This window comes from Sphingomonas astragali, assembly GCF_051400615.1.
Lineage (GTDB): Bacteria > Pseudomonadota > Alphaproteobacteria > Sphingomonadales > Sphingomonadaceae > Sphingomonas.
Genome location: NZ_JBLFFH010000002.1, coordinates 501,392 through 522,137, shown reverse-complemented (window position 1 = coordinate 522,137; position 20,746 = coordinate 501,392). Strand labels below are relative to the sequence as shown.

At 69.3% G+C, this 20,746-nt stretch carries 17 protein-coding genes; 8 read left to right on the top strand and 9 right to left on the bottom strand.

Features of this window, described 5'->3' with window-relative positions; translation table 11 throughout:
• Nucleotides 1-5: 5 nt before the first annotated feature.
• The 7 genes from ACMGER_RS10800 to ACMGER_RS10770 form a co-directional block, all read right to left on the bottom strand.
• Nucleotides 6-701, bottom strand: a complete 696-nt coding sequence (locus ACMGER_RS10800) for an endonuclease/exonuclease/phosphatase family protein (protein WP_436812149.1) — start codon at nt 699-701, stop codon at nt 6-8.
• Nucleotides 702-726: 25 nt separating this feature from the next.
• The gene (locus ACMGER_RS10795; protein WP_436812148.1) at nt 727-909 is read right to left on the bottom strand and encodes a hypothetical protein; all 183 of its coding nucleotides are present in this window, start codon (nt 907-909) and stop codon (nt 727-729) included.
• A gap of 66 nt (nt 910-975) precedes the next feature.
• A complete protein-coding gene (locus ACMGER_RS10790; protein ID WP_436812147.1) occupies nt 976-2,322 on the bottom strand; it encodes a sensor histidine kinase in 1,347 nt (448 codons plus the stop codon).
• The gene (locus ACMGER_RS10785; protein WP_436812146.1) at nt 2,319-3,059 is read right to left on the bottom strand and encodes a response regulator; all 741 of its coding nucleotides are present in this window, start codon (nt 3,057-3,059) and stop codon (nt 2,319-2,321) included. Before ACMGER_RS10785 ends, ACMGER_RS10790 begins: the two co-directional genes overlap by 4 nt.
• A 67-nt stretch (nt 3,060-3,126) precedes the next feature.
• Nucleotides 3,127-3,816: an EF-hand domain-containing protein gene (locus ACMGER_RS10780; protein WP_436812145.1), complete on the bottom strand. Its 690-nt coding sequence runs from the start codon at nt 3,814-3,816 to the stop codon at nt 3,127-3,129.
• 121 nt (nt 3,817-3,937) lie between these two features.
• Nucleotides 3,938-4,711, bottom strand: coding sequence for a thioesterase family protein (locus ACMGER_RS10775; protein WP_436812144.1), 774 nt, complete (start codon nt 4,709-4,711; stop codon nt 3,938-3,940).
• On the bottom strand, nt 4,708-6,264 hold the full coding sequence (locus ACMGER_RS10770) for a class I adenylate-forming enzyme family protein (protein ID WP_436812143.1): 1,557 nt from the start codon (nt 6,262-6,264) through the stop codon (nt 4,708-4,710). Before ACMGER_RS10770 ends, ACMGER_RS10775 begins: the two co-directional genes overlap by 4 nt.
• A gap of 83 nt (nt 6,265-6,347) precedes the next feature.
• On the opposite strand from ACMGER_RS10770, the gene ACMGER_RS10765 reads away from it, so the two are divergent.
• Nucleotides 6,348-7,133 (top strand): SDR family NAD(P)-dependent oxidoreductase, encoded by a 786-nt coding sequence (locus ACMGER_RS10765; protein WP_436812142.1) that lies wholly within the window; start codon nt 6,348-6,350, stop codon nt 7,131-7,133.
• 28 nt (nt 7,134-7,161) lie between these two features.
• On the opposite strand, the gene ACMGER_RS10760 is transcribed toward ACMGER_RS10765, so the two are convergent.
• Nucleotides 7,162-8,388, bottom strand: coding sequence for an MFS transporter (locus tag ACMGER_RS10760; protein WP_436812141.1), 1,227 nt, complete (start codon nt 8,386-8,388; stop codon nt 7,162-7,164).
• 394 nt (nt 8,389-8,782) lie between these two features.
• On the opposite strand from ACMGER_RS10760, the gene ACMGER_RS10755 reads away from it, so the two are divergent.
• From ACMGER_RS10755 to ACMGER_RS10740, 4 genes are all read left to right on the top strand, one after another.
• Complete coding sequence (locus ACMGER_RS10755; protein ID WP_436812140.1) at nt 8,783-9,994, top strand: acyl-CoA dehydrogenase family protein; 1,212 nt, start codon at nt 8,783-8,785, stop codon at nt 9,992-9,994.
• 143 nt (nt 9,995-10,137) lie between these two features.
• Nucleotides 10,138-11,208 (top strand): acyl-CoA dehydrogenase family protein, encoded by a 1,071-nt coding sequence (locus ACMGER_RS10750; protein ID WP_436812139.1) that lies wholly within the window; start codon nt 10,138-10,140, stop codon nt 11,206-11,208.
• A gap of 204 nt (nt 11,209-11,412) precedes the next feature.
• Complete coding sequence (locus tag ACMGER_RS10745) at nt 11,413-14,352, top strand: TonB-dependent receptor domain-containing protein (protein WP_436812138.1); 2,940 nt, start codon at nt 11,413-11,415, stop codon at nt 14,350-14,352.
• 54 nt (nt 14,353-14,406) lie between these two features.
• Nucleotides 14,407-15,711: a spinster family MFS transporter gene (locus ACMGER_RS10740; RefSeq protein ID WP_436812137.1), complete on the top strand. Its 1,305-nt coding sequence runs from the start codon at nt 14,407-14,409 to the stop codon at nt 15,709-15,711.
• A gap of 157 nt (nt 15,712-15,868) precedes the next feature.
• Here ACMGER_RS10740 and ACMGER_RS10735 read toward each other — a convergent pair whose 3' ends face one another.
• Complete coding sequence (locus tag ACMGER_RS10735; protein ID WP_436812136.1) at nt 15,869-17,110, bottom strand: TetR/AcrR family transcriptional regulator; 1,242 nt, start codon at nt 17,108-17,110, stop codon at nt 15,869-15,871.
• 134 nt (nt 17,111-17,244) lie between these two features.
• Here ACMGER_RS10735 and ACMGER_RS10730 point away from each other — a divergent pair, with 134 nt between their 5' ends.
• The 3 genes from ACMGER_RS10730 to ACMGER_RS10720 all read left to right on the top strand — a co-directional run bounded on the left by ACMGER_RS10730 (nt 17,245) and on the right by ACMGER_RS10720 (nt 20,731).
• The gene (locus tag ACMGER_RS10730) at nt 17,245-18,528 is read left to right on the top strand and encodes an acyl-CoA dehydrogenase family protein (RefSeq protein WP_436812135.1); all 1,284 of its coding nucleotides are present in this window, start codon (nt 17,245-17,247) and stop codon (nt 18,526-18,528) included.
• A 71-nt stretch (nt 18,529-18,599) separates the two neighbouring features.
• Nucleotides 18,600-19,685 carry a Zn-dependent alcohol dehydrogenase gene (locus ACMGER_RS10725; RefSeq protein WP_436812134.1) on the top strand — a complete coding sequence of 362 codons (1,086 nt, stop codon included), beginning with the start codon at nt 18,600-18,602 and terminating at the stop codon, nt 19,683-19,685.
• Nucleotides 19,685-20,731, top strand: coding sequence for a phosphotransferase family protein (locus ACMGER_RS10720; RefSeq protein WP_436812133.1), 1,047 nt, complete (start codon nt 19,685-19,687; stop codon nt 20,729-20,731). Before ACMGER_RS10725 ends, ACMGER_RS10720 begins: the two co-directional genes overlap by 1 nt.
• The last annotated feature ends 15 nt before the right edge of the window (nt 20,732-20,746 follow it).

Here is a 20,746-nt window from a genome sequence, read left to right as displayed (position 1 = left end):
TCGGGTCAGGCGAGCGCGAGCTCGGCCCATACGGGCAGATGGTCGGAAGCGGTGCGCGACGCGGCGCTGGAATGCACGCCGCAGCCGGTCACCCTCAGGTCGCGCGACACCATGATCCGGTCCAGCCGCGCGACCGGCCGGCGGGCGTGGAAGCTCGGCCCGGTCTCCGCGGCGCTGAAATCACGGTTGAAGTCGCGCAGGCAGCCGGACCGGCGGCTCCACTCGTTGAGGTCGCCCATCAGCACCGTCGGGTGCTGCGTGGCGGCCGTCGCGACGTGGGTGAGGATCGCATGGGCCTGCCGTCGCCGCCACAGGCCCGAAAGGTCGAGATGCATACCGACCACCCGGAGCATGATCCCGTTCACCCTGACGTCGGCCATCACGGCGCCGCGCGGTTCGAGAGCGGGCAGGTGGATCGCTTCGCAATCGGCGACGATCGCGTCCTTGCGGACCAGCAGCGCGTTGCCGTGCCAGCCCATGCTGTGCGCGCGCACCCCGAAGGGAACGGCCTTCCACGGGCTGTGCTCCTCGAGCAGATGGAGCGAGATCACCCCTTCGCGCCGGCCGAAGCGGCGGTCGGCCTCCTGCAGCGCGATCACGTCCGCGTCGATCTCGCGCAACACTTCGAGCGTCCGCTCCGGGAGGCGGCGGCGATCGGTGCCGATCGCCTTGCGCATGTTGTAGCTCGCGACCCTGATCATCGCGGGCCGATGTAGCGAAACCGGATCAGCGCTGCACTCCGCGCTGGCGCCGTGCCTCGTCGGCCGCCTGTTCGAGGTTGCGCGCGGTCTGCTCCGCCGCCTCCGGCGTCATCGTGATCGCGACGCCGTTCGGCCCGTCCAGCACGACCGTTCCTTGTTCTGCGGCGGCGTGACCCGGCTGCTGCTCCAATTTGTTCCTGTCGCGCATTTGCGATCTCCACGCATGGTCGCGCGGGAACGGTCGAGCGGGGCCAGGGTTGCGCCGGCGGTCCACTCATTTGCGCCGGAGCTCGATCGTGGCGGCGAGTCCGCCGCCCTCGCGATTGGCGAGCGCGATCGCGCCGCCCGCTTCCTCCACGATCGCCCGGGCGAGCGCGAGACCCAGGCCGATGCCGCCGGTCTCGCGGTTGCGCGAGCTTTCGAGGCGAGTGAAGGGATCGAACACCGCGGCGAGCTTGTCGGGTGGAATGCCGGGACCGCGGTCGAGCACCTCGATCCGCGCGCCTTGCGCCGTCGGGCGGAGCGTCACCTCCGCGCCGCCCGCATATTTGACCGCGTTTTCGATGAGGTTGCGCACCGCGCGCCGCATCAGCGCGGGCCTGAGGCGCATCGGCAGGCGCGGGGACTCCTCGGCCACGACGTCATGGCCGAGGTCGCGGAAATCCTCGACCACCGCGTCGACCAGCGCGGCGAGGTCGACCTCGACCGGCGGCTCGCTGGGGCGGCCGAGGCGCGCGAGCGAGAGGATGTCCTCCAGCGTGCGGTTCATCTCGTCGATGGTGTCGGCCATCCGCGCGCGGTCGGTCTCGTCCTCGACCGACTCGATCCTGACGCGCAGCGCCGCCAGCGGGGTGCGCAGATCATGCCCGATCGCGCCGAGCATCCGGTCCTTCTCGTCGAGCATCGCCACCACGCGCTTGCTGAGCGCATTATAGGCGGCGATCACCGCGCGGACGTCGCTCGGCCCCTGCTCCTCGACCGGCAAGGCGCCGTCGCCGGGATGGAAGTCGCGCGCGGCGCTGGCGAGCGCCCGCAGCGGGCGGGCGATGCGGTGCCCGATCCACAGCACCGCGAGCAGGACGATGCCGTAGAGGATCAGCGTCTGCGCGATGAGCTGCGCGATCAGCCCGCGCTCGGTCCGCGGCCATGGGACCGAAAGCGTCAGCCATCCTCGCTTCGGCGCCTCGACCGCCACCACCAGCTCGGCGCCGCTGCGGAGGAACCGACGGGCCTGATCCGGGCGCATGTGCTCGAAGCGCGGGTCGTCGGGGGCGATCGGCCGGATGCCCGTAGCGATTCGTCCCGGCGAAACCCCCGCTTCGATGAGACCCGAGCGGATTGCCGCTTCGACGTCCGGTGCGGAGGGCAATCTGGGTGCCACCGGGTTGTCGGCGACGAGGCGGACTTTCCCGCGCGGGCGGATATCGGTGAGCGGACGTCCATTGCCGAGCCGCTCGAAGGCATCGATGAAACGGGTGGTCGTCGGACCGGTGATCCCGGTGAAGCGCAGCATCCGACGCTCGCGTAGCAGCATACCGAAGTTGATCGCCTGCGCGACGAACAGCGCGACCGCGACGAGCAGCGCAAGCTGGCCGGGCAGGCTGCGCGGGCCGAACCTCACAGCTTGGTGACTTCGGCGGCGAGGGTGTAGCCGCCGCCCCACACGGTCTTGATCAGGGTCGGGTTCTTGGGATCGGTCTCGATCTTCTTCCTGAGGCGGCTGACCTGGTTGTCGATCGAGCGGTCGAACGCGGCGGCCTCGCGTCCCTGGGTGAGATCGAGGAGCTGGTCGCGCGTCAGCACCTGGCGCGGGCGCGTGACCAGCGCGAGCAGCAGGTTGTATTCGCCGGTCGAGAGCGGGACGGCGACGCCCTCCCGGTCGATCAGCGTGCGCTCCGCCGTCTTCAGCACCCAGCCGGAGAAGGCGTAGGAGCCTGCCTCCGGCCCATGCTGACGCACCCCGCCCGCCGCCACGCGCCGCAACACCACGCGGATGCGCGCGGCGAGCTCGCGCGGCGAGAAGGGCTTCACCACATAATCGTCGGCGCCCATCTCGAGCCCGACGATCCGGTCGGTCTCCTCGCTGCGGGCGGTGAGCAGGATCACCGGCGTGTCGCTGGTCGCGCGGATGTGGCGGCACAGCGACAGGCCGTCCTCGCCCGGCATCATGATATCGAGCACGATCAGGTCGATCGCATAGGCGTTGAGCCGCGCGCGGGCGCTCTCCGCGTCGCCCGACTGGGTCACGCGGAAGCCCTGCTTGGTCAGATATTGCGCAAGCGGCTCACGGATCGAACGCTCGTCGTCGACGAGCAGCAGGTGGGGAAGTTCGGCGGACATCTCCATGGCAGTTACCATATCGTCGCGCCATGGCCAGCGCCGGGCCGGGCGAGGAGGGTGACCGGCCCGGCGCTGGCGTCCGCGCTCAATTGCCCTCGGGGGCCGGCGGCGGAGGGGGAGGCGCGTCGCCGCCGGAGCGGCCGCGGCCCATACGCGACATCGCCGCCTGGCGCTCGGCGGCATCGATGAAGCCGTCGCCGTTGGTGTCGAGCCGGGCGAAGCGCTGATCGGCCTGGCCATCATACTCCGCGCGGGTGATCACGCCGTCGCCGTCCCGGTCGAGCCGGTTCAGACCGCGGCCGCCGCGCCGGGCGCCTTTGGCCGTGGCGGAACGCTCGGCAGCGTCGATTCGACCGTCGCCGTTGGTGTCCATGCGCCCGAAGCGCTCGCCGGACTGGGCGGCGAATTCGGCCTTGCTGATCTTGCCGTCCTTGTCGGCATCGAGGCGGTCGAGCATCTGTCCGCCCATTCCCCGACCCATCGCCTGCGGCGAACCTGGCGGCATCAGGCCGGGCGTCCGGCCGAAGCGACGGCCGAGCTTGCCGTGTCCGGCGTGGAACTCGTCGGACGTGAGCGCTCCGTCGTTGTTGGCGTCGAGCCTGGCGAAGCGTGCTTCGGCACTGGCCAGATATTCGGTGCGGGTCACCTTGCCGTCCTTGTCGGCATCGCCCTTGAGCGGCTTGACGACGGCGGTGGCAGGCGCGGTCTGCGCGGCGAAGGCGGCGCCGGTGAGCGCCGTGGCGCCGAGCGCAGCCAGGAGGAACAGAGGCTTCATTGCGGGCAATCCTTTCGCTGACGGGCCGCGATCGGTCCCGCTGTCGGAGATATGAACGGCCGGTGTCGCTGGCGTGTGTCAGGCCCCGCCGAGATTGTCGCAACTTGTCGCAGCATTCATCCTATCCGAACACCGCCACGCCCTGCATCGCCTCGACCACCGGCACGCCATCGGCGTTCCACATCGTCATGCGCTGGCTCGAATAGCCCCCGACCGCCCGCTCGGAGCGGGTATGGAGCAGCCACCAGCCGTCGGTGGTGACAGGGCGCGGCCGGAGCAGGTTCACGATCCACGTCATCGAGCTCATCGTCACTTTGTTGTCGCGGATCAGCGCGAAGGCGGCGGGCGGCAGCGCATCGGCGAGGGTGATCAGGTGCGTCTCGGGATCGAGCCCTTCGCGCTCGCGCAGCCGGCCCCAGCGCAGCCATTCGGCGCCCGAGACATGCGCCTTCATGTCGTAGAAGTTGAAGTTGCCGGTGAAGAACCCGGGCGGCCCGGTGTAGAGCTCGGCGCCGGCGGGAGGTGGCGCGTGCGGCGCGACAATGGTCTCGTCGTGGGCGATGCTGGAGGGCAGGTCGGCCATGAACACGAAGGTGGCGCGATAGCCCAATCCCGCCTCCGAACGGATCGTCGCCTCGACGAAGGCGGCATTGCGGCCGCGGCGCAGGCGCTCGGCGGTGACGGTCACGGTGCCGGACAGCGGCCCGACGAAGGCGATCAGCGCCGAGCGCAGCGGCGGCAGATCGGTGTCGCTGAGCTTTGCCGCGTGCAGTGCCAGCGCCGAGGAGAGGCCGCCGTAGGTGGTGCGGCCCTGGAGCCAGCTCGGCGGGACCTCGACACGGAAGCCGCTCTGGGCCGGCTCGGCGCCGGCGAGCAGTTCGGCGAGCGCGGTCATGCCGCTTCCTCCTTGGCCGCCTGGTAGCGGTCGCGCAGCTCGCGCTTCAGCACCTTGCCGATCGCGCTGCGCGGCAGCTCGTCCAGCATCTCGATGCCGCGCAGCCGCTGCGTCCTGCCGACGCGCGTGTTGACCCAGTCCATCACCGCTTGGCGATCGGGGCGGGTGTCGGGCCTGGCGACGAAGAAGGCGACCGGCGTCTCGCCCCATTCCTCCGACGGTACGCCGACCACGGTGCAGTCGGCGACCTCGGGGTGTTCCGCCATCACCGCCTCGATGTCCGAGGGATAGATGTTGAAGCCGCCCGAGATGATCACGTCCTTCTTGCGGTCGAGCAACGTCAGGAAGCCGTCCTCGTCGAAGCGGCCGACGTCGCCGTGGCGGATGAAGCGGTTGCCCTCCGCATCGAACCACTCGGCGGCGCTGGTCGCCTCGCTGCGCCCGTGATAGCCGGTCATCATCGCGGGCGAACGGCCGACCACCTCGCCCATCTCGCCGACCGGCACCTCACGGCCGTCGTCGTCGATCAGGCGGATGTCGTGGCCCTCGATCGGGCGGCCGACGGTGTGGAGCTTGTCCGGGAACATGTTGGCGATCAGCACGCAGGTGCCGCCGCCCTCAGTCATGCCGTAATATTCGACGAGCAGCCCCGGCCAGCGCGCGAGGACGTCGGCCTTGAGCGCGGCGGAGAAGGGAGCGGAAGTGCAGGTCTTGAGCCGGAAGCTGGAGAGGTCGAAGCGGTCGAACTCCGGCAGCGCCATGATCCGCGCATACTGGACCGGCACCAGCATGGCGTGGGTGGCGCGGTGCCTTTCCGCTGCCTGGACGAACTTCAGCGCGTCGAACTTGCCGAGCAGCACGCAGGTGCCGCCCCAGCCGAGCGTCGGCAGGAAGCTCACCAGCGTGGTGTTGGAATAGAGCGGCGTCGCGATCATCGTCACCGCCTCGCCGAACCCCGCCGCCGCATTGTGCGCGATATGCGCCCAGCGCATCCGGTGCGGCTGGACGATGCCCTTGGGCGTGCCGGTGGTGCCGGAGGAATAGATGATGTTGAACGGATCGTCGGGCAGGGTCTCGACCGGCTGCGGCCTGCTGCCCTCCGGTGCGATGAACCCCTCGTGCGCCATGCCGGCGTCGCTGTCGTCGAGCGCGACGCGCTTGGCGGCTATCGGCCTGTCGCCGAGCGTCGCCGCGGCATCGGCGTCGAGGTAGAGAATCGGGGCGCCGCTGTCGGCGACCATCGCCGCCATCTGCTCGCCGGTCGAAGACGGGGCGATCGGCGCCGGCACCGCTCCCGCCCGCAAGGCGCCGAGGAATGCGCAGGCATATTCGATCGACATCGCCGCGGCGATCGCGACCGCCTGGCGCTGCCGGACGCCGTCCCGCTGCAGCGCCGCGGCGATCCGATCCATCACCTCGTCGAGCTCGGCGTAGCTCAGGCTGCGGTCGTCCTGGATCAGCGCCGGCTTGCCGCCATGCTCGCGGGCATGGGCGGCGATCAGGTCGGGCAGGGTGGCGAAGCTGCTTTGGAGCAGGTCGGCAGCGGTGGGCATGGCTCTCCCCTTCGTTTCGGGGAGAGCTAGGCGGAAGCGGTGAGGAATGCCATACGCGATTTTCGAAAAAAATGGAGGTGAGCATGGCGGGAGAGGTTGCGGTCGTCACCGGCGGGGGCACCGGGATCGGGGCCGCGGTGGTGCGGGTGCTGGCGGCGCGGGGTGTCCGCTGCGTCGTCAATTACGCCTCGAGTCGCGATGCGGCCGAGACCTTGGCGGCGGAGGTGGGGAACGGGGCGATCGCGGTGCGGGCCGATGTCGCCGACGATGGCGAGTGCCGGGCGCTGGCCCGGGCGGCGGTCGAGGCGTTCGGACGGATCGACTATCTCGTCAACAACGCCGGCAAGACCAAGTTCGCGCCGCACGAGGACCTGGAGGCGCTCGACGCCGAGGACTTCATCGACATCTACCGGCTCAACCTGATCGGCGCGTTCCAGATGATCCGCGCCTGCGCGCCCGCGATGCGCGAGGGGCCGCACGGCGCGGTGGTCAACGTCGCCTCGGTCGCGGGCGTGCACGGGATCGGCTCGTCGGTCGCCTATGCGGCGTCGAAGGGGGCGCTCATCACCATGACCAGGAGCCTGGCGCGCGTCCTCGCGCCGAAGATCCGCGTGAACGCGGTGGCGCCGAGCTACGTCGGCACCGGCTGGTTCGCCAACCGGCTGGGCGAGGAGGGGCTCAAGGCGCTCAACGAGCGGATCGCGGCCAGCGTCCCGATGGCGATGGCCGCCACCGCGGAGGACATCGCCGGCCCGATCGCGATGCTGCTCGATCCGGCGAGCCGGGTGATCACCGGCGAGGTGATCGAACTCGACGCCGGCGCGCATCTCGACGTCGGGCTGTCACGGCGGCCGGGGAAGGAGATTTAGCCTCCTGCTCCCGGCACGCCGCCGAGCGTCAGGCGACCGCGGCCGGCGCCTCCTTCGGCGGCACATGGCCCAGCACCTTCCACACCACGATCGCCGCCGCCGCGAGCGTCAGCACCGCCGCCAGCAGAAAGGCCGCGCCGGGGAGGCCATGGTCGATCCCGAACGCCAGCGCCTGCGTCAGCATCAGCGGGCCCAGGATCAGCGAGACGCTGCCCATGCTGCCCATGCCGCCCTGAAGCTGGCCCTGCCGCGTCGCGTCGACCATGCGCGAGAGCAGCCCCTGGATCGACGGCATGACGAAGCCCTGCAGCGAGCTCACCACGAACAGCGCATAGGCCTGCCAGCCCGCGGTGATGAAGACATAGCCGGTGAACGCGATCGCCGAGCTCGCCATGCCGATCAGCAACGTGCGCCGCTCGCCGAGCGCCTTGACAGCGCGGCCGGTGAGCCCGGCCTGGACGATCACGCTCATGATGCCGACGAAGGCGAGGCTCCAGCCGATCTCGCGCGGGCCCCAGCCGAAGCGCGCGGTCGCCCAGAAGCTCCAGGTCGAGGGATAGACCATGTGCGCGAGCTGGAAGAGGAAGGTCGCCAGCAGCAGCGGCCCGGCGACGCCGGCATGGAACAGCGGGCGGAAGGCGCCGACGATGTGCGCGTCGGCTAGGGTGAACGGGCGACGGTTCTCCGGCTTCAGCGTCTCCGGCATCGCAAAGATCATCACGACGGCATTCAGCAGCGCGAGCAGCCCCGCGACGACGAACGGCGCGCGCACGCCCCAGCCCGACACCAGCCCGCCGAGCGCCGGCCCGATGATGAAGCCGAGGCCGAAGGCGGCGCCGATCAGCGCGAAGGTGCCGGCGCGCTTCTCCGGCGGGGTCACGTCGGCGATCACCGATCCGGCGGGGCCGTAGACCGCGCCCGCCGCGCCGGCGATCGCGCGGCCCAGGAACAACCAGGCGATCGTCGGCGCCCACGCCATCAGCGCATAGTCGACGCCGAACGACAGCATCGAATAGATCAGCACCGGCCGCCGTCCGAACCGGTCGGAGAGATTGCCGAGCACCGGCCCGGCGAAGAACTGCATCCCCGCGAAGGCGACGAGCATGTAGCCGGCGACGCGCGTGGCGTGCTCGATGTCGGTATGGCCGAGCTGCATCAGCAGCGTCGGCAGCACCGGCATGACGATGCCGAAGCCGATCGTGTCGATCAGCACCGCCGCCAGCGCGATCGGCACCGCGCGATGTTCGAAACGCATGTGAAAGCTCTCCCTGGCGCGCGCTGTTTAGAGCGGGTTTCGATCAGATTGAAGCCACCACCGTGCTCCTGCAAAAGCAGGAGCCCTGGATGATCGATCCTGTGCGTCCGTGAGGCCTGGACTCCTGCCTTCGCAGGAGCACGACCTTCCTACTCGGACGAGTGCTGGCAAGCCGGGGATCTCCGGCCGCGTCGCGCCTTCGCTTGTGATCCCGGCTTTCGCCGGGACGACGCGGGGGAGGCGAGGATGGCGGATCGCTCTTGACGGCGCGCTCTCCGTACCGCAGTTTCGAAACATGGTTCCGCGCCGCGGTCCGGCTGCGGGCGGAAGTGGAACAAGGTGTCGCCGAAGTTGCCATATGCGCGGTTCGGCGGTTCCAGGGATAGGAGAGGCAATGGCGACCCTGGCTGAACCGGAGACGGCAAGCGCGTTGGACGAATTCCGCGCGAATGTCCGCGCATGGCTGGCGGAGAATTTCCCGCCGTCGCTGAAGGGCAAGGACAATGCGATGTCGGCGGTCGAGGGACCGACCGAGCTGTCGCCCGAGGAGGCCGCCTGGAAGAAGGCGATGGGCGAGAAGGGTTGGGGCGTCCCGACCTGGCCCAGCGACTATGGCGGCGGCGGGCTCAGCCGGGCGGAGGCGAAGGTGCTGGCCGAGGAGATGGCGCGGATCGGCGCGTGGAACCCGATCGGCGGCATGGGCGTGATGATGTTCGGCCCGACGCTGCTCGAGTACGGCAGCGAGGAGCAGAAGCGCGAGCATATCCCGGCGATCGCCCGCGGCGAAGTGCGCTGGTGCCAGGGCTATTCGGAGCCCAACGCCGGGTCAGACCTCGCCAACCTGCAGACCTTCGCCGAGGACAAGGGGGATCATTATCTCGTCAACGGGCAGAAGACCTGGACCTCGGGCGGGCAATGGGCGGACAAATGCTTCTGCCTGGTGCGCACCGACAAGAGCCAGAAGCAGGGCGGCATCAGCTTCCTGCTGATCGACATGAAGGCGCCCGGCGTCGAAGTGAAGCCGATCCGGATGATCAGCGGCATGTCGCCGTTCTGCGAGACCTTCTTCACCGACGTGAAGGTGCCGAAGAGCGACCGCGTCGGCGAGGAGGGGCAGGGCTGGACGATCGGCAAGCGGCTGCTCCAGCACGAGCGCACCAACCTGTCGGGCGCCGGCGCGCGGCTGATGCCGGGCGGACCGTTGCTGGCGGAGCTCGCCAAGAAGTACGTCGGGACGGACGAGGACGGGCTGATCGCCGATCGCGAGCTGCGCGCCCGGATCGCCCGGTTCGAGATGGACTGGCGCGCCTTCCTGCTCACCGCGATGCGGGTGCAGGCGGAATCGAAGGCGGCGGGCGGGGTGTCGGAGGTGTCGTCGATCCTCAAGACGATCGGCACCAGGCTGGGGCAGGAGCGGGCCGAGCTGATCATCGAGATCGCGGGGCTGCAGGGGCTCGGCTGGGAAGGCGAGGGCTTCACCGGCGAGGAGCTCACCGCCACCCGGGCATGGCTGTTCGGCAAGGCAACCACGATCTACGGCGGATCGACCGAGATCCAGAACAACGTGATCGCCAAGCGCATCCTGGGGATGCTGGATCACCAATAGCGCGCAACAGACGTCACCCCGGCCTTGTGCCGGGGTCCACCGGGCCGCCGGCGCTGGACAAGAGGCTCGGGCTTCCCGTGTGCGGCGCGGTGGATGCCGGAACAAGTCCGGCATGACGGGTAGGAGTTTGGAGAGGGACTGACATGGCCGTTCTCAGCGAAGAGCAGACGATGCTGCGCGACATGGCGCGCGATTGGACCAGCAACGAGAGCCCCGTCGCCGCGTGGCGCAAGGTGCGCGATGCGGACGGGGCAGCGGGATACAACCCGTCGGTCTATGGCGCGATGGCCGGGATGGGCTGGACCGGGATCATCATTCCCGAAGCCTATGGCGGCAGCGATTTCGGCTGGCTGAGCCTGGGGCTGGTGATCGAGGAGACCGCCAGGACGCTCACCGCCAGCCCGCTCGCCGCCTCCGCCGCGGCGGCGTCGGCGATCGTCCTCGGCGGCAGCGAGGCGCAGAAGGCGCGCTTCCTGCCCCGGATCGCGAGCGGCGAGGTGGTGGCGACGATCGCCGTCGGCGAGGGGCCGCGGCACGATCCGGCGGCGATCGCGGCGCGGGTCGAGGACGGCAGGCTGAGCGGCACCAAGGCGTTCGTGGCCGAAGGCGACAGCGCGGGGCTGTTCGTCGTCGCGGCGGCCGACGGGCTCCATCTGGTCGAGGACGGGGAGGGGGTCGTCCGGTCGCGGCGGCATCTTGCCGACTTCCGCAGCCATGCCGAGGTGCGATTCGCCGATGCGGCCGCCGACAAGCTGGCGGAGGGCGGCGACGGGCTGCTCGACGCGGTGCTCGACCGTGCGGCGATCCTGGCGGCGGCGGAGATGCTCGGCATGGCGGGGCAGGCGTTCGAGACCACGCTCGCCTATCTCAAGCAGCGGGTGCAGTTCGGACAGGTGCTGGCGACCTTCCAGGCGCTGCAGCACCGCATGGCCGGACTCTACAGCGACATCGAACTGATGCGCTCGGCGGTCGAGGCGGGCCTCCAGGCACTCGACCGCGGCGGCGACACGCGCCAGGCCGCCTCGCTCGCCAAGGCCAAGGCCAATGAGGTCGGCAACCTGATGAGCCGCGAGTTGATCCAGCTCCACGGCGGCATCGGCATGACCGACGAATATGACGCGGGCTTCTATCTGAAGCGGATGCGCGTGCTCGAGCAGATGTGGGGCACGGCCGCCTGGCACCGCGACCGGTTTGCGCGGCTGAGCGGCTACTGAGGCCGAGGCATTCCCGGAAATACTTTGTTTCAAAAACCCGGTTCGGCGGCAGCGAACCGGGTGGCGACTCGTGTCCTTTTCGCCACCAATGAAATCCGTAGCGTTTTACAACGCGAAGAATGCTTGACGTAACGGTATGAGGAGAATCTATTCGAGATTAGGGTATGGCGCCGCCCAAGGTGCGCCGGCCTTAGGGAGAGAGATATGACCAAACCGCATCTGCTGTGTGCGTGCGCTTTTTGGGTTATCGGTCTGGCGGCGGCGCCCGCCGCGGCGCAGGACCAGGCGGAGGCCGACGCCCCCGACATCATCGTCACCGGATCGCTGATCCAGGGCACGCCGGAGGATGCGGCGCTGCCGGTCGACGTGATCGGCCAGGCCGAGCTGCTGAAGCAGGGCAACCCGACCGCGCTCGACCTGGTCAAGGCGCTGCCGACGTCGAGCGCGTCGCTGGGCGACGCCAACCAGTTCGACAGCCGCTCGCAGGGAGCGGAGGGCATCGCCACCGTCAACCTGCGCGGCCTCAGCCCGCAGCGCACGCTGGTGCTGCTCAACTCCAAGCGGCTCGCCACCGCGGGCAACGGGGTGCCGTCGGTCGACATCAACCTGCTGCCGCAGGCGGCGATCGGGCGGGTCGAGGTGATGAAGGACGGCGCCGCCGCGACCTACGGCTCGGAGGCGATCGCGGGCGTGGTCAACTTCATCACCCGCACCAACCAGGAGGGGTTCCAGGTCGCGGGCAACTATCGCTTCATCGACGATTCGGACGGCGATATCGACGCCTCGATCAGCTACGGGCACAAGGGGGACGGCTATCGGCTCCTCGTCGCCGCGGGTTTCCAGAAGCGCGGGCAGCTGCTCGCCAAGCACCGCGACTTCGCGATCCAGCCCTATGACGTGAACCCGCAGGGCGGCTGGACCAGCGGCGGCAACCCGGCGAACTTCCTGTTCCTGGGGCCGACCGGCGCGCCGGCGTCGGGTATCGCGGCGGATCGGTCCTGCACCTCGCTCGGCGGCTTCGTCGGGCAGGATGCGCGCTGCTACAACCAATATTCGGTCTATGACGCGCTGGTCGAGCTCGAGAAGCGCGGGCAGGGGTTCGTCGATTTCGAGGTCGACCTGGCGCCGAAGACGACGTTCGAGATCACCGCGCTCTACGGGCGCACAACCGTTCCGCACTATCTCACGTCACCGAGCTACCTGCTCACCGCGCCGCCGTCGCCGGCGAGCGGGGCGATCACGCAGAGCGGGTTCTTCGTGCCGGGCAACAATCCGGGGCTGGTCGCCTATCGCGCGGCCAATCCGGGGACGCCGGCGGGGATCGGGGTGCTGTTCCCGACGCTGCTGTTCCGGCCCTATCTGCTCGGCGGCAATCCGTCGACGCTGGGCGACGAGGATGCGCCGGGATCGTCGCGCGGGATGCGTAAGAGCGAATCCTTCCGCGTCACCGCGGAGCTGCGCGGCGAGGTAGCCGAGGGGCTCAACTACAACGTCAATTTCACCTACCACGACTATTACCGCTACATCGACGGCTACGATGCCTTCGGCGATCGCGTGCAGCGGGCGCTGCTCGGCTTCGGCGGGCCGAACTGCACCGGCACCACGCCAGGGGCGAACGGCTGCCTGTGGCTCAATCCGTTCGGCAATGCGGTGTCGGTCAACCCGGCGACCGGGGCGGTCAATCCCAACGCCAACGGGCCGGCGAACAGCGACGAGCTGACCGACTGGTTCTTCGTGCGATCGTCGACGCGGGTCGACACCGAGCTGCTGGTCGGCGAGGCGTCGCTGAGCGGCGGGACCGGGCTCAGCCTGCCAGGCGGCGAAGTGCAGTTCGGCGTCGGCGCGCAATATCGCAGGACGACGATCAACAACCGCTACGGCGTCAACAACAACCTCGCGACGATGCCGTGCCGGGACACGCCGGTCACGGGGAACACCGACCCGGCGGCGTGCTCGGGAGGATCGGCGCCGACCGGGGCGCTCGGCTTCCTCGGCACCAACCGCAATTCGGATCTCGCGGGCGACGTCTGGGCGCTCTACGGCGAGTTGCAGGTGCCGGTGTTCGACGCGTTCAACCTGCAGCTGGCCGCGCGTTACGAGGATTATGGCACGGGCGTCGGCTCGACCTTCGATCCGCAGATCCGCGCGCGCTGGCAGGTGACGCCGTGGCTGGCGCTGCGCGGCGGGTTCGGCACCACCTTCCGCGCGCCGACCTTGCCCAACCTCGACGCTGGGGCGGTGACCTCGCTGCAGATCATCGACACCGCCTTCCGCCCGGTCGACGTGTTCGGCAATCCGAACCTCAAGCCCGAGTCCTCGAAGAACTACGGCGGCGGCGTGCTGCTGAGCTTCGGCGGGTTCAACGCCAGCGTCGACTATTATCGCTACGAGATCGAGGACGTGATCGTCGCCGATCCGCTGATCGCGATGGTCAACACGCTGTTCCCGAGCACCGGCGGCAACACCTGCGCGGCCAACCAGGGGCTGGCCGACCGCTTCACCTTCTCGACCGGGCCGTGCACCGCCTCGACCGCGCGCACCGCGATCTCGCGCGTGCGCACCGAGTATCAGAACGGCGCGTCGATCACCAATTCGGGGATCGACGTCATGGCGAGCTACCGCAGCAACGCGATGTTCGGATCGGACGTCCGCTTCGAGATCGGCGGCAGCGCGACCTACACCATCTCCAACCGGATCAGCGACATCTTCGTCGAGGGGACGCTGGTGCAGAGCGGCTATGACGGCGTCGGGCTGCTCAACTACCAGACCACGCTCTACCCGGTGCCCGAATGGAAGGGGCAGGGCTGGCTGGAGCTCGGCTCGGGTCCGGTCGATGCGCGGCTGACGGTCACCTACATCGACGGGCTCTACGACCAGCGCGCCGACATCACGACGACCGGCGTGTTCGGGCCCAACCCGGCGCTCGGCGGCGAGCGCGTCACCGGCGGCGCCTTCATCGACAGCTTCACCACCGCCGACTTCACGCTGCGGGTGGGGGTGACCGACCGCGTCGACCTGTTGGGCAGCGTCTACAACATCTTCGACCAGGACCCGCCGTTCGCCCGCGAGGACTACAGCTACGAGCCGTTCATCGGCAATCCGCTCGGGCGCAGCTTCAAGATCGGCGTCAGCGCGAGGTTCTGAGCCTTATCGGAGCCCCGCCGCCGGGGCTCTTCCCTCCCCGGAGAAGCGTGAGCCATGGATGCGACCCCCTCGATCACCGCGCCGCTGGAACGAAGCCTGGCGATCCGCCGACGGGGACTGACGCTCGCGCTGCTGACGCTCACCTATTTCTTCAGCTACATGGACCGCCAGATCCTGGCGATCCTCCAGGAGGACATCATCCGGGACCTCAGGCTCAGCGACCTCCAGATGGGGCTGCTCGCGGGCTTCGCCTTCGCGATCTTCTACGCGGGGCTCGGCGTGCCGGTGGCGTGGCTCGCCGACCGCACCAACCGCGTGCGCATCATCGCGATCGCGCTGGCGGTGTGGAGCGGGTTCACCGCGCTCGGCGGGCTGGCGATGAACTTCTGGCAGCTGCTCGCGGCACGGATCGGCGTCGGCATCGGCGAGGCGGGGTCGAGCCCGCCGAGCCATTCGATCATCGCCGACCTCTATCCGCCCGAGAAGCGCGCGGGGGCGATGGCGGTCTATTCGCTCGGCGTCGGGCTGGGGGCGGCGTTCGGGACGATCATCGGCGGCACCGTCGCGCATTTCTACGGCTGGCGGACCGCGATGTTCGTGATCGGGCTGCCCGGGCTGCTGCTCGCGCTGGTGGTGTGGCTGGTGGTGCCGGAGCCCAAGCGCGGCCTGTCCGACGCGCAGCTCGCGATGGAGCCGGGCGCCAGGCCGACGCTCGTCGAGGGCTTCACCTCGCTGCTGCGCAACCGCGCGGCGCTGCATCTGGTGGCGGCGTTCACCATCACCTCGACGATCGGCTACGGCCATACCGCGTTCGGGCCGAGCTTCCTCATCCGCTCCTACGGGTTCGACAAGCTCCAGATCGCGACGATGATCGCGCCGGTGGCGGCGGTGCTGGTCGCGGTCGGCGCATTGGCGAGCGGCAAGCTGGCCGACCGGCTGGCGCGGCGACACGGGCTGCACAGCCAGGCGTGGATGGTGGCGGCGCTCAAGACCGTGGCGCTGCCGTTCACCGTCGCCTTCTATCTGTCGAGCGATCCGGTGGTGGCGGTGGCGATCTATCTCGTCGGCGTGACGTTCGGGGCCTGTTACCTAGGCCCCACCTTCGCGCTGATCCAGGCGGAGGCGCCGCTGCGGCAGCGCGCGTTGTGGGCGGCGATCGCGCTGCTGGTCAACAACCTGATCGGGCTGGGGCTCGGGCCGCCGCTGGTGGGAGCGATCAGCGATGCGCTGAAGCCGCATTTCGGCGCGGAATCGCTGCGGTACGCGATGTTCTTCTTCGCGGCGATCACGCCGTGGGCGATCTTCCACTATTGGCGCGCGGGCGTGTTGTTGAAGCGGCAGGAGGCGGCGAAGTCGTAGTTCGGGGAGGCGCGCCTGTCCTTTTCCAACTGGCGGCTCCGGGCGCTGGCGTTCGTGCTCCTGTGAAGGCAGGAGTCCAGGCCTCAAGCGTCTCGTCTGCCTCCTGGGCTCCTGCCTTCGCAGGAGCACTGTCCTTGCGTTGCTGAGGGCGTGAAGGCTATCCCGCCGCCCGATCGTCGAACAGGCCGAACGCCAGCGTCGAGGCGTACATCGCCACCGCGCGTTCGCGGGGCATGGTGCCGGCCCATTTGCGCATGTCGAACGCGGCGTTCTGCAGCGCCATCAGCAGCTGGCTGGCGACCAGCGGGTCGACCGGGCGGACCGAGCCTTCGGCGATGCCGTCGGAGATCATGCCGGCGAAACGGCGCGCGATGCGGTTCGAGCGGTCGATCATCGTCTGCCGCTCGCGCGGGGGCAGGCCGGAGAGCGCGGTGGTGCGCAGCAGCGGGCCGTGCTCCGAGAACTGCACGTCGAGCAGCGTCGCGATCACGTCCTGCAACATCTGCCACAAGGTGCCGCCGCGCTCGTGCACCAGGCGCTGGGCGTCGGCGATGGTGTCGAAGCTGCGCTTGTAGCAGGCGGTGACCAGCTCGTCCTTGGCGTCGAGATGGTGGTAGAAGCTGCCCTTGGTGACGTTGAGCTCGCTCGCGATCCTGTGCACCGAGGCACCGCGATAGCCGAGCTCGTTGATGAGGCGCGTCGCCGCCGTCAGGAAGGCGGCGCGGCCGGGCTCGCTCTCGTCGTGGGTCAGGTCGAGCAGCGTCGGCGCCCAGGCGGCGTCCGGCCGGGCGAGGCCGGTGCGGAACACGTCCATGATACGTTGCTCGACGCGCGGATATTCGTCGAGCTCGTAACGGGCGAGCCAGGCCGACAGCCAGAAGCTGTTCTCCAGCAGCACATGCGCGCGGGCGCCGTTGAGGTCCTTGATCGCGCGGGTGGCCGGCTCGCCCCAGAGCAGGCGGGTGCGGCTGAACACCTCGCGCCAGCCGGCGAGGAGCTGGTCGCGGCCCGGGCCCTCCATCGCGCGCAGGTCCGACAGCACCGCCAGCGGCTTCTCCTCCTCGCGGCGGATCGCGGCGAGGCGGGTCATGTTGATGGCGAGGAACCTGGCGACGCGGCGCTCGGGCGTCGGCTCCGCCATCGAGGTCGCCAGCATGTCCTGCAGCCGCTCGAGCGTATGCTCAAAGCAGGCGGTGGCCAGGTCCTCCTTGCGGCGGAAATAATAGGTGACGCTGGTGGTGTTGAGCCCGACGCGCGCGGCGACGTCAGCGAAGGTCATGCCCTTCGCGCTCTGCTCGTTGATGGCTTCGGCGGCCGCGGCGAGGATGGCGTCACGCTTGGCGCGGAACCGCTTCGTTCCCCCCTCCTCGGCCGCGCGGATCGGGTCCGGGGCGTTCATCTCCTCAATCTAGCAGGGGTTTTTTGAAACCAAAGCGTCTTTTTCCGCGGGAGCGTTCGGGACGCTTGACAGGCGTTACCGAAAATCGGGTATGGCCGTTCACGAGAACGACGCGAGCTTTGAGGAGAGGCGCCATGGACTTCACGCTGAGCGAGCGCGAGACCTATTTCCGTGATCGCGTGAAGGACTTCATCGACCGGCACATCCGGCCGCGCCAGGAAGAATACCGCCGCCAGCACGACGAAGGCGACCGCTGGAAGGTGATCCCCGTCGTCGAGGAGGTGAAGGCGATCGCACGGGCGCAGGGGTTGTGGAACTTCTTCATGCCGCCGCATTCGGGGCAGGCTCATGTCGACGACAGCTTCGCGTTCGAGGGCACGCAGCTCACCAATCTCGAATATGCGTTATGCGCCGAGGAGATGGGCAGGATCGGCTGGGCGAGCGAATGCTTCAACTGTTCGGCGCCCGACACCGGCAACATGGAGGTGCTGCATCGCTACGGCACGCGCGAGCAGAAGGAACGGTGGCTGAGGCCGCTGATGGACGGGGAGATCCGCTCGGCCTTCCTGATGACCGAGCCGGCGGTGGCATCGTCGGACGCGACCAACATCGAGACTTCGATGGTCCGGGATGGCGACCATTACGTCATCAACGGACGGAAATGGTGGTCGTCGGGGGTGGGCGATTCGCGCTGCAAGATCGCGATCGTGATGGGCAAGACCAACCCCGACGCCAAGCGCCATGCCCAGCAGAGCCAGATCCTGGTGCCGCTCGACGCGCCGGGGGTCCGGATCGAGCGGATGCTGTCGGTGTTCGGCTACGACCATGCGCCGCACGGGCACGGCGAGGTGGTGCTGGAGAATGTGCGCGTGCCGGTCGAGAACGTCCTCCTCGGCGAGGGGCGGGGGTTCGAGATCGCGCAGGGGCGGCTGGGGCCGGGGCGCATCCATCACTGTATGCGCACGATCGGCGTGGCCGAGACGGCGATCGAGGCGATGGCGAAGCGGCTCTTGTCGCGCGTCGCCTTCGGCAAGCGCATCGCCGACCATTCGGTCTGGGAGCAGCGCATCGCGCGGGCGCGGATCGACATCGAGATGACGCGGCTGCTGTGCCTCAAGGCGGCGGACATGATGGACAAGGCGGGCAACAAGTCGGCGCAGCTCGAGATCGCGATGATCAAGGTGCAGGCGCCGTCGATGGCGCTGCAGATCCTCGATGACGCCATCCAGGCGCATGGGGGGGGCGGGGTGTCCGACGATTTCGGATTGGCGAGCGCCTGGGCGAGCGTGCGGACGCTGCGCTTCGCCGACGGGCCCGACGAGGTGCACAACCGGGCGATCGCGCGGCACGAGTTCGGGAAGTACGGGGAGTATCGGGCGGATGCGGTGTCGAGCGGGGACGTGGGGGTGAGTCGGTAGCCCAGGGTCACGAAGGCTGTCGCCCGCGGCCTAGGCTCCCGCCTTCGCGGGAGCACGGATAGGAGAGACACATGAAAGCAGCCGTCCTGTTCGAGCCGAAGCAGCCTCTCGTGATCGAGGAGGTGATCGTCGCCGACCCCGGCCCGCGCGAGGTGCTGGTGCAGACCGCGGCGTGCGGGGTGTGCCGGTCCGACCTCCACTTCGTCGACGGCGTCTATCCGCACGCGCTGCCGACGGTGCCGGGGCACGAGGCGGCGGGCGTGGTGCTCGCGGTCGGCAGCGACGTCGCGCGGCTGAAGCCGGGCGACCATGTCGTCAGCTTCTTCACCGCCTTCTGCGGGAGCTGCGAGTTCTGCGTCTCGGGCCGGCCGTCGCTGTGCATCGACGCCTCGGTGCGCCGGCCGGAGGGCGCCGAGGCGCGGCTGAAGCTCGCCGACGGGACGCCGATCGCGCATTACCTCAACCTCTCCGCCTTCGCCGAGCGGATGCTGATCCACGAGAACGCCTGCGTCGCGATCGACAAGGCGATGCCGCTCGACCGCGCGGCGCTGCTCGGCTGTGCGGTGATGACGGGCGCCGGCGCGATCTTCCGCGACAGCGACGTGCGGCCCGGCGACAGCGTCGCGGTGGTGGGGGCGGGCGGCATCGGGCTCAGCGCGATCAACGCCGCCAAGATCGCGGGCGCGCAGACGATCGTCGCGATCGATCCCGTGGCGGAGAAGCGCGAGATCGCCTTGAAGATGGGGGCGACGCACGCGCTCGACGCCAATGCCGGCGACCTGGTCGGGCAGGTGCTGAGGCTGACCGACGGCGGGGTCGATTATGCGATCGAGGCGGTCGGGCGCGGCAACACCGCCGAGCTTGCCTGGACGATCCTGCGCCGCGGGGGCACGGCGACGATCCTCGGCATGATCGCGCCGGGGGTGACGGTGAACCTGCCGGGGCCGACCTTCCTCAGCGCCAAGAAGATCCAGGGCTCGCTGGCCGGATCGACCCGCTTCCCGATCGACATGCCGCGGCTGGTGCGGCTCTACCTCGACGGCAAGCTCGACCTCGACACGATGGTCGCCGAGCGGATCGGGCTGGAGGAGGTGAACGACGCGTTCGACAAGCTGCGCCAGGGCGACAGCGTGCGGTCGGTGATCGAGTTCGCGTGATGGCGGAGCGGCGGACCGAGCTCGAGCAGGTCAGCGATCTCGATGCGGCGCGGCTGGCCGCCTGGATGGCAGCGAACGTGACGGGGTTCGAGGGGCCGCTCACCTATGCCAAGTTCCCAGGTGGTCAGAGCAATCCGACCTATCGCATTGATTCACCCAGCGGACCCTATGTGCTGCGCCGCAAGCCGTTCGGGCCGCTGCTGCCGTCCGCCCATGCGGTCGACCGCGAGTATCGGCTGATCTCCGGCCTGCATCCGACCGGCTTCCCGGTCGCGCGGCCCCATGGGCTGTGCGAGGACGAGGATGTCATCGGCTCCGCCTTCTACGTGATGGAGCTGGTGGAGGGCGTCACCTATTGGAACGGTGCGTTGCCCGACCGCACCCCCGAGCAGCGCACCGCGATCTACGGCGAGATCGTCGACCGGCTCGCCCAGCTCCATCTGATCGACTATGAGGTGGCAGGCCTCGGCGATTACGGCAGGCCGGGCAATTATTTCGAGCGCCAGGTCACGCGCTGGACCAAGCAGTACCGGCTGGCGCAGACCGACGACATCCCCGAGGCCGAACGCCTGATCGAATGGCTGCCGCGCACCATTCCCGAGCAGCGGCGCACGTCGATCGTCCACGGCGACCTGCGCATCGACAACCTGGTCTTCGCCGCCGACGCGCCGCGGGTGAAGGCGGTGCTCGACTGGGAGCTGTCGACGCTCGGCGATCCGATGGCGGACCTGAGCTATTTCCTGATCAGCTGGGAGATGCCGGCCAACGGCGCCGCCAACATCGGCGGGCTGGCGGGCCGGGACGGCATTCCGACGATGGACGCGATGGCCGCGCGCTATTGCGGGAAGGCGGGGCTCGACGGCGTGCCCGACCTCAACTGGTATTTCGCGTTCGGCCAGTTCCGGCTGATGGGCATCGTCCAGGGGATCAAGAAGCGCTTCCTCGACGGCAACGCCTCGAACGCACAGGCGGCGCTGGCGGCGACGCGCGTGCCGGAGCTGGCGCGGAGCGCGTGGGGCTTCGCCGAGAAGGCGGGGGCGGTTTGACGGAACCGGCATCCG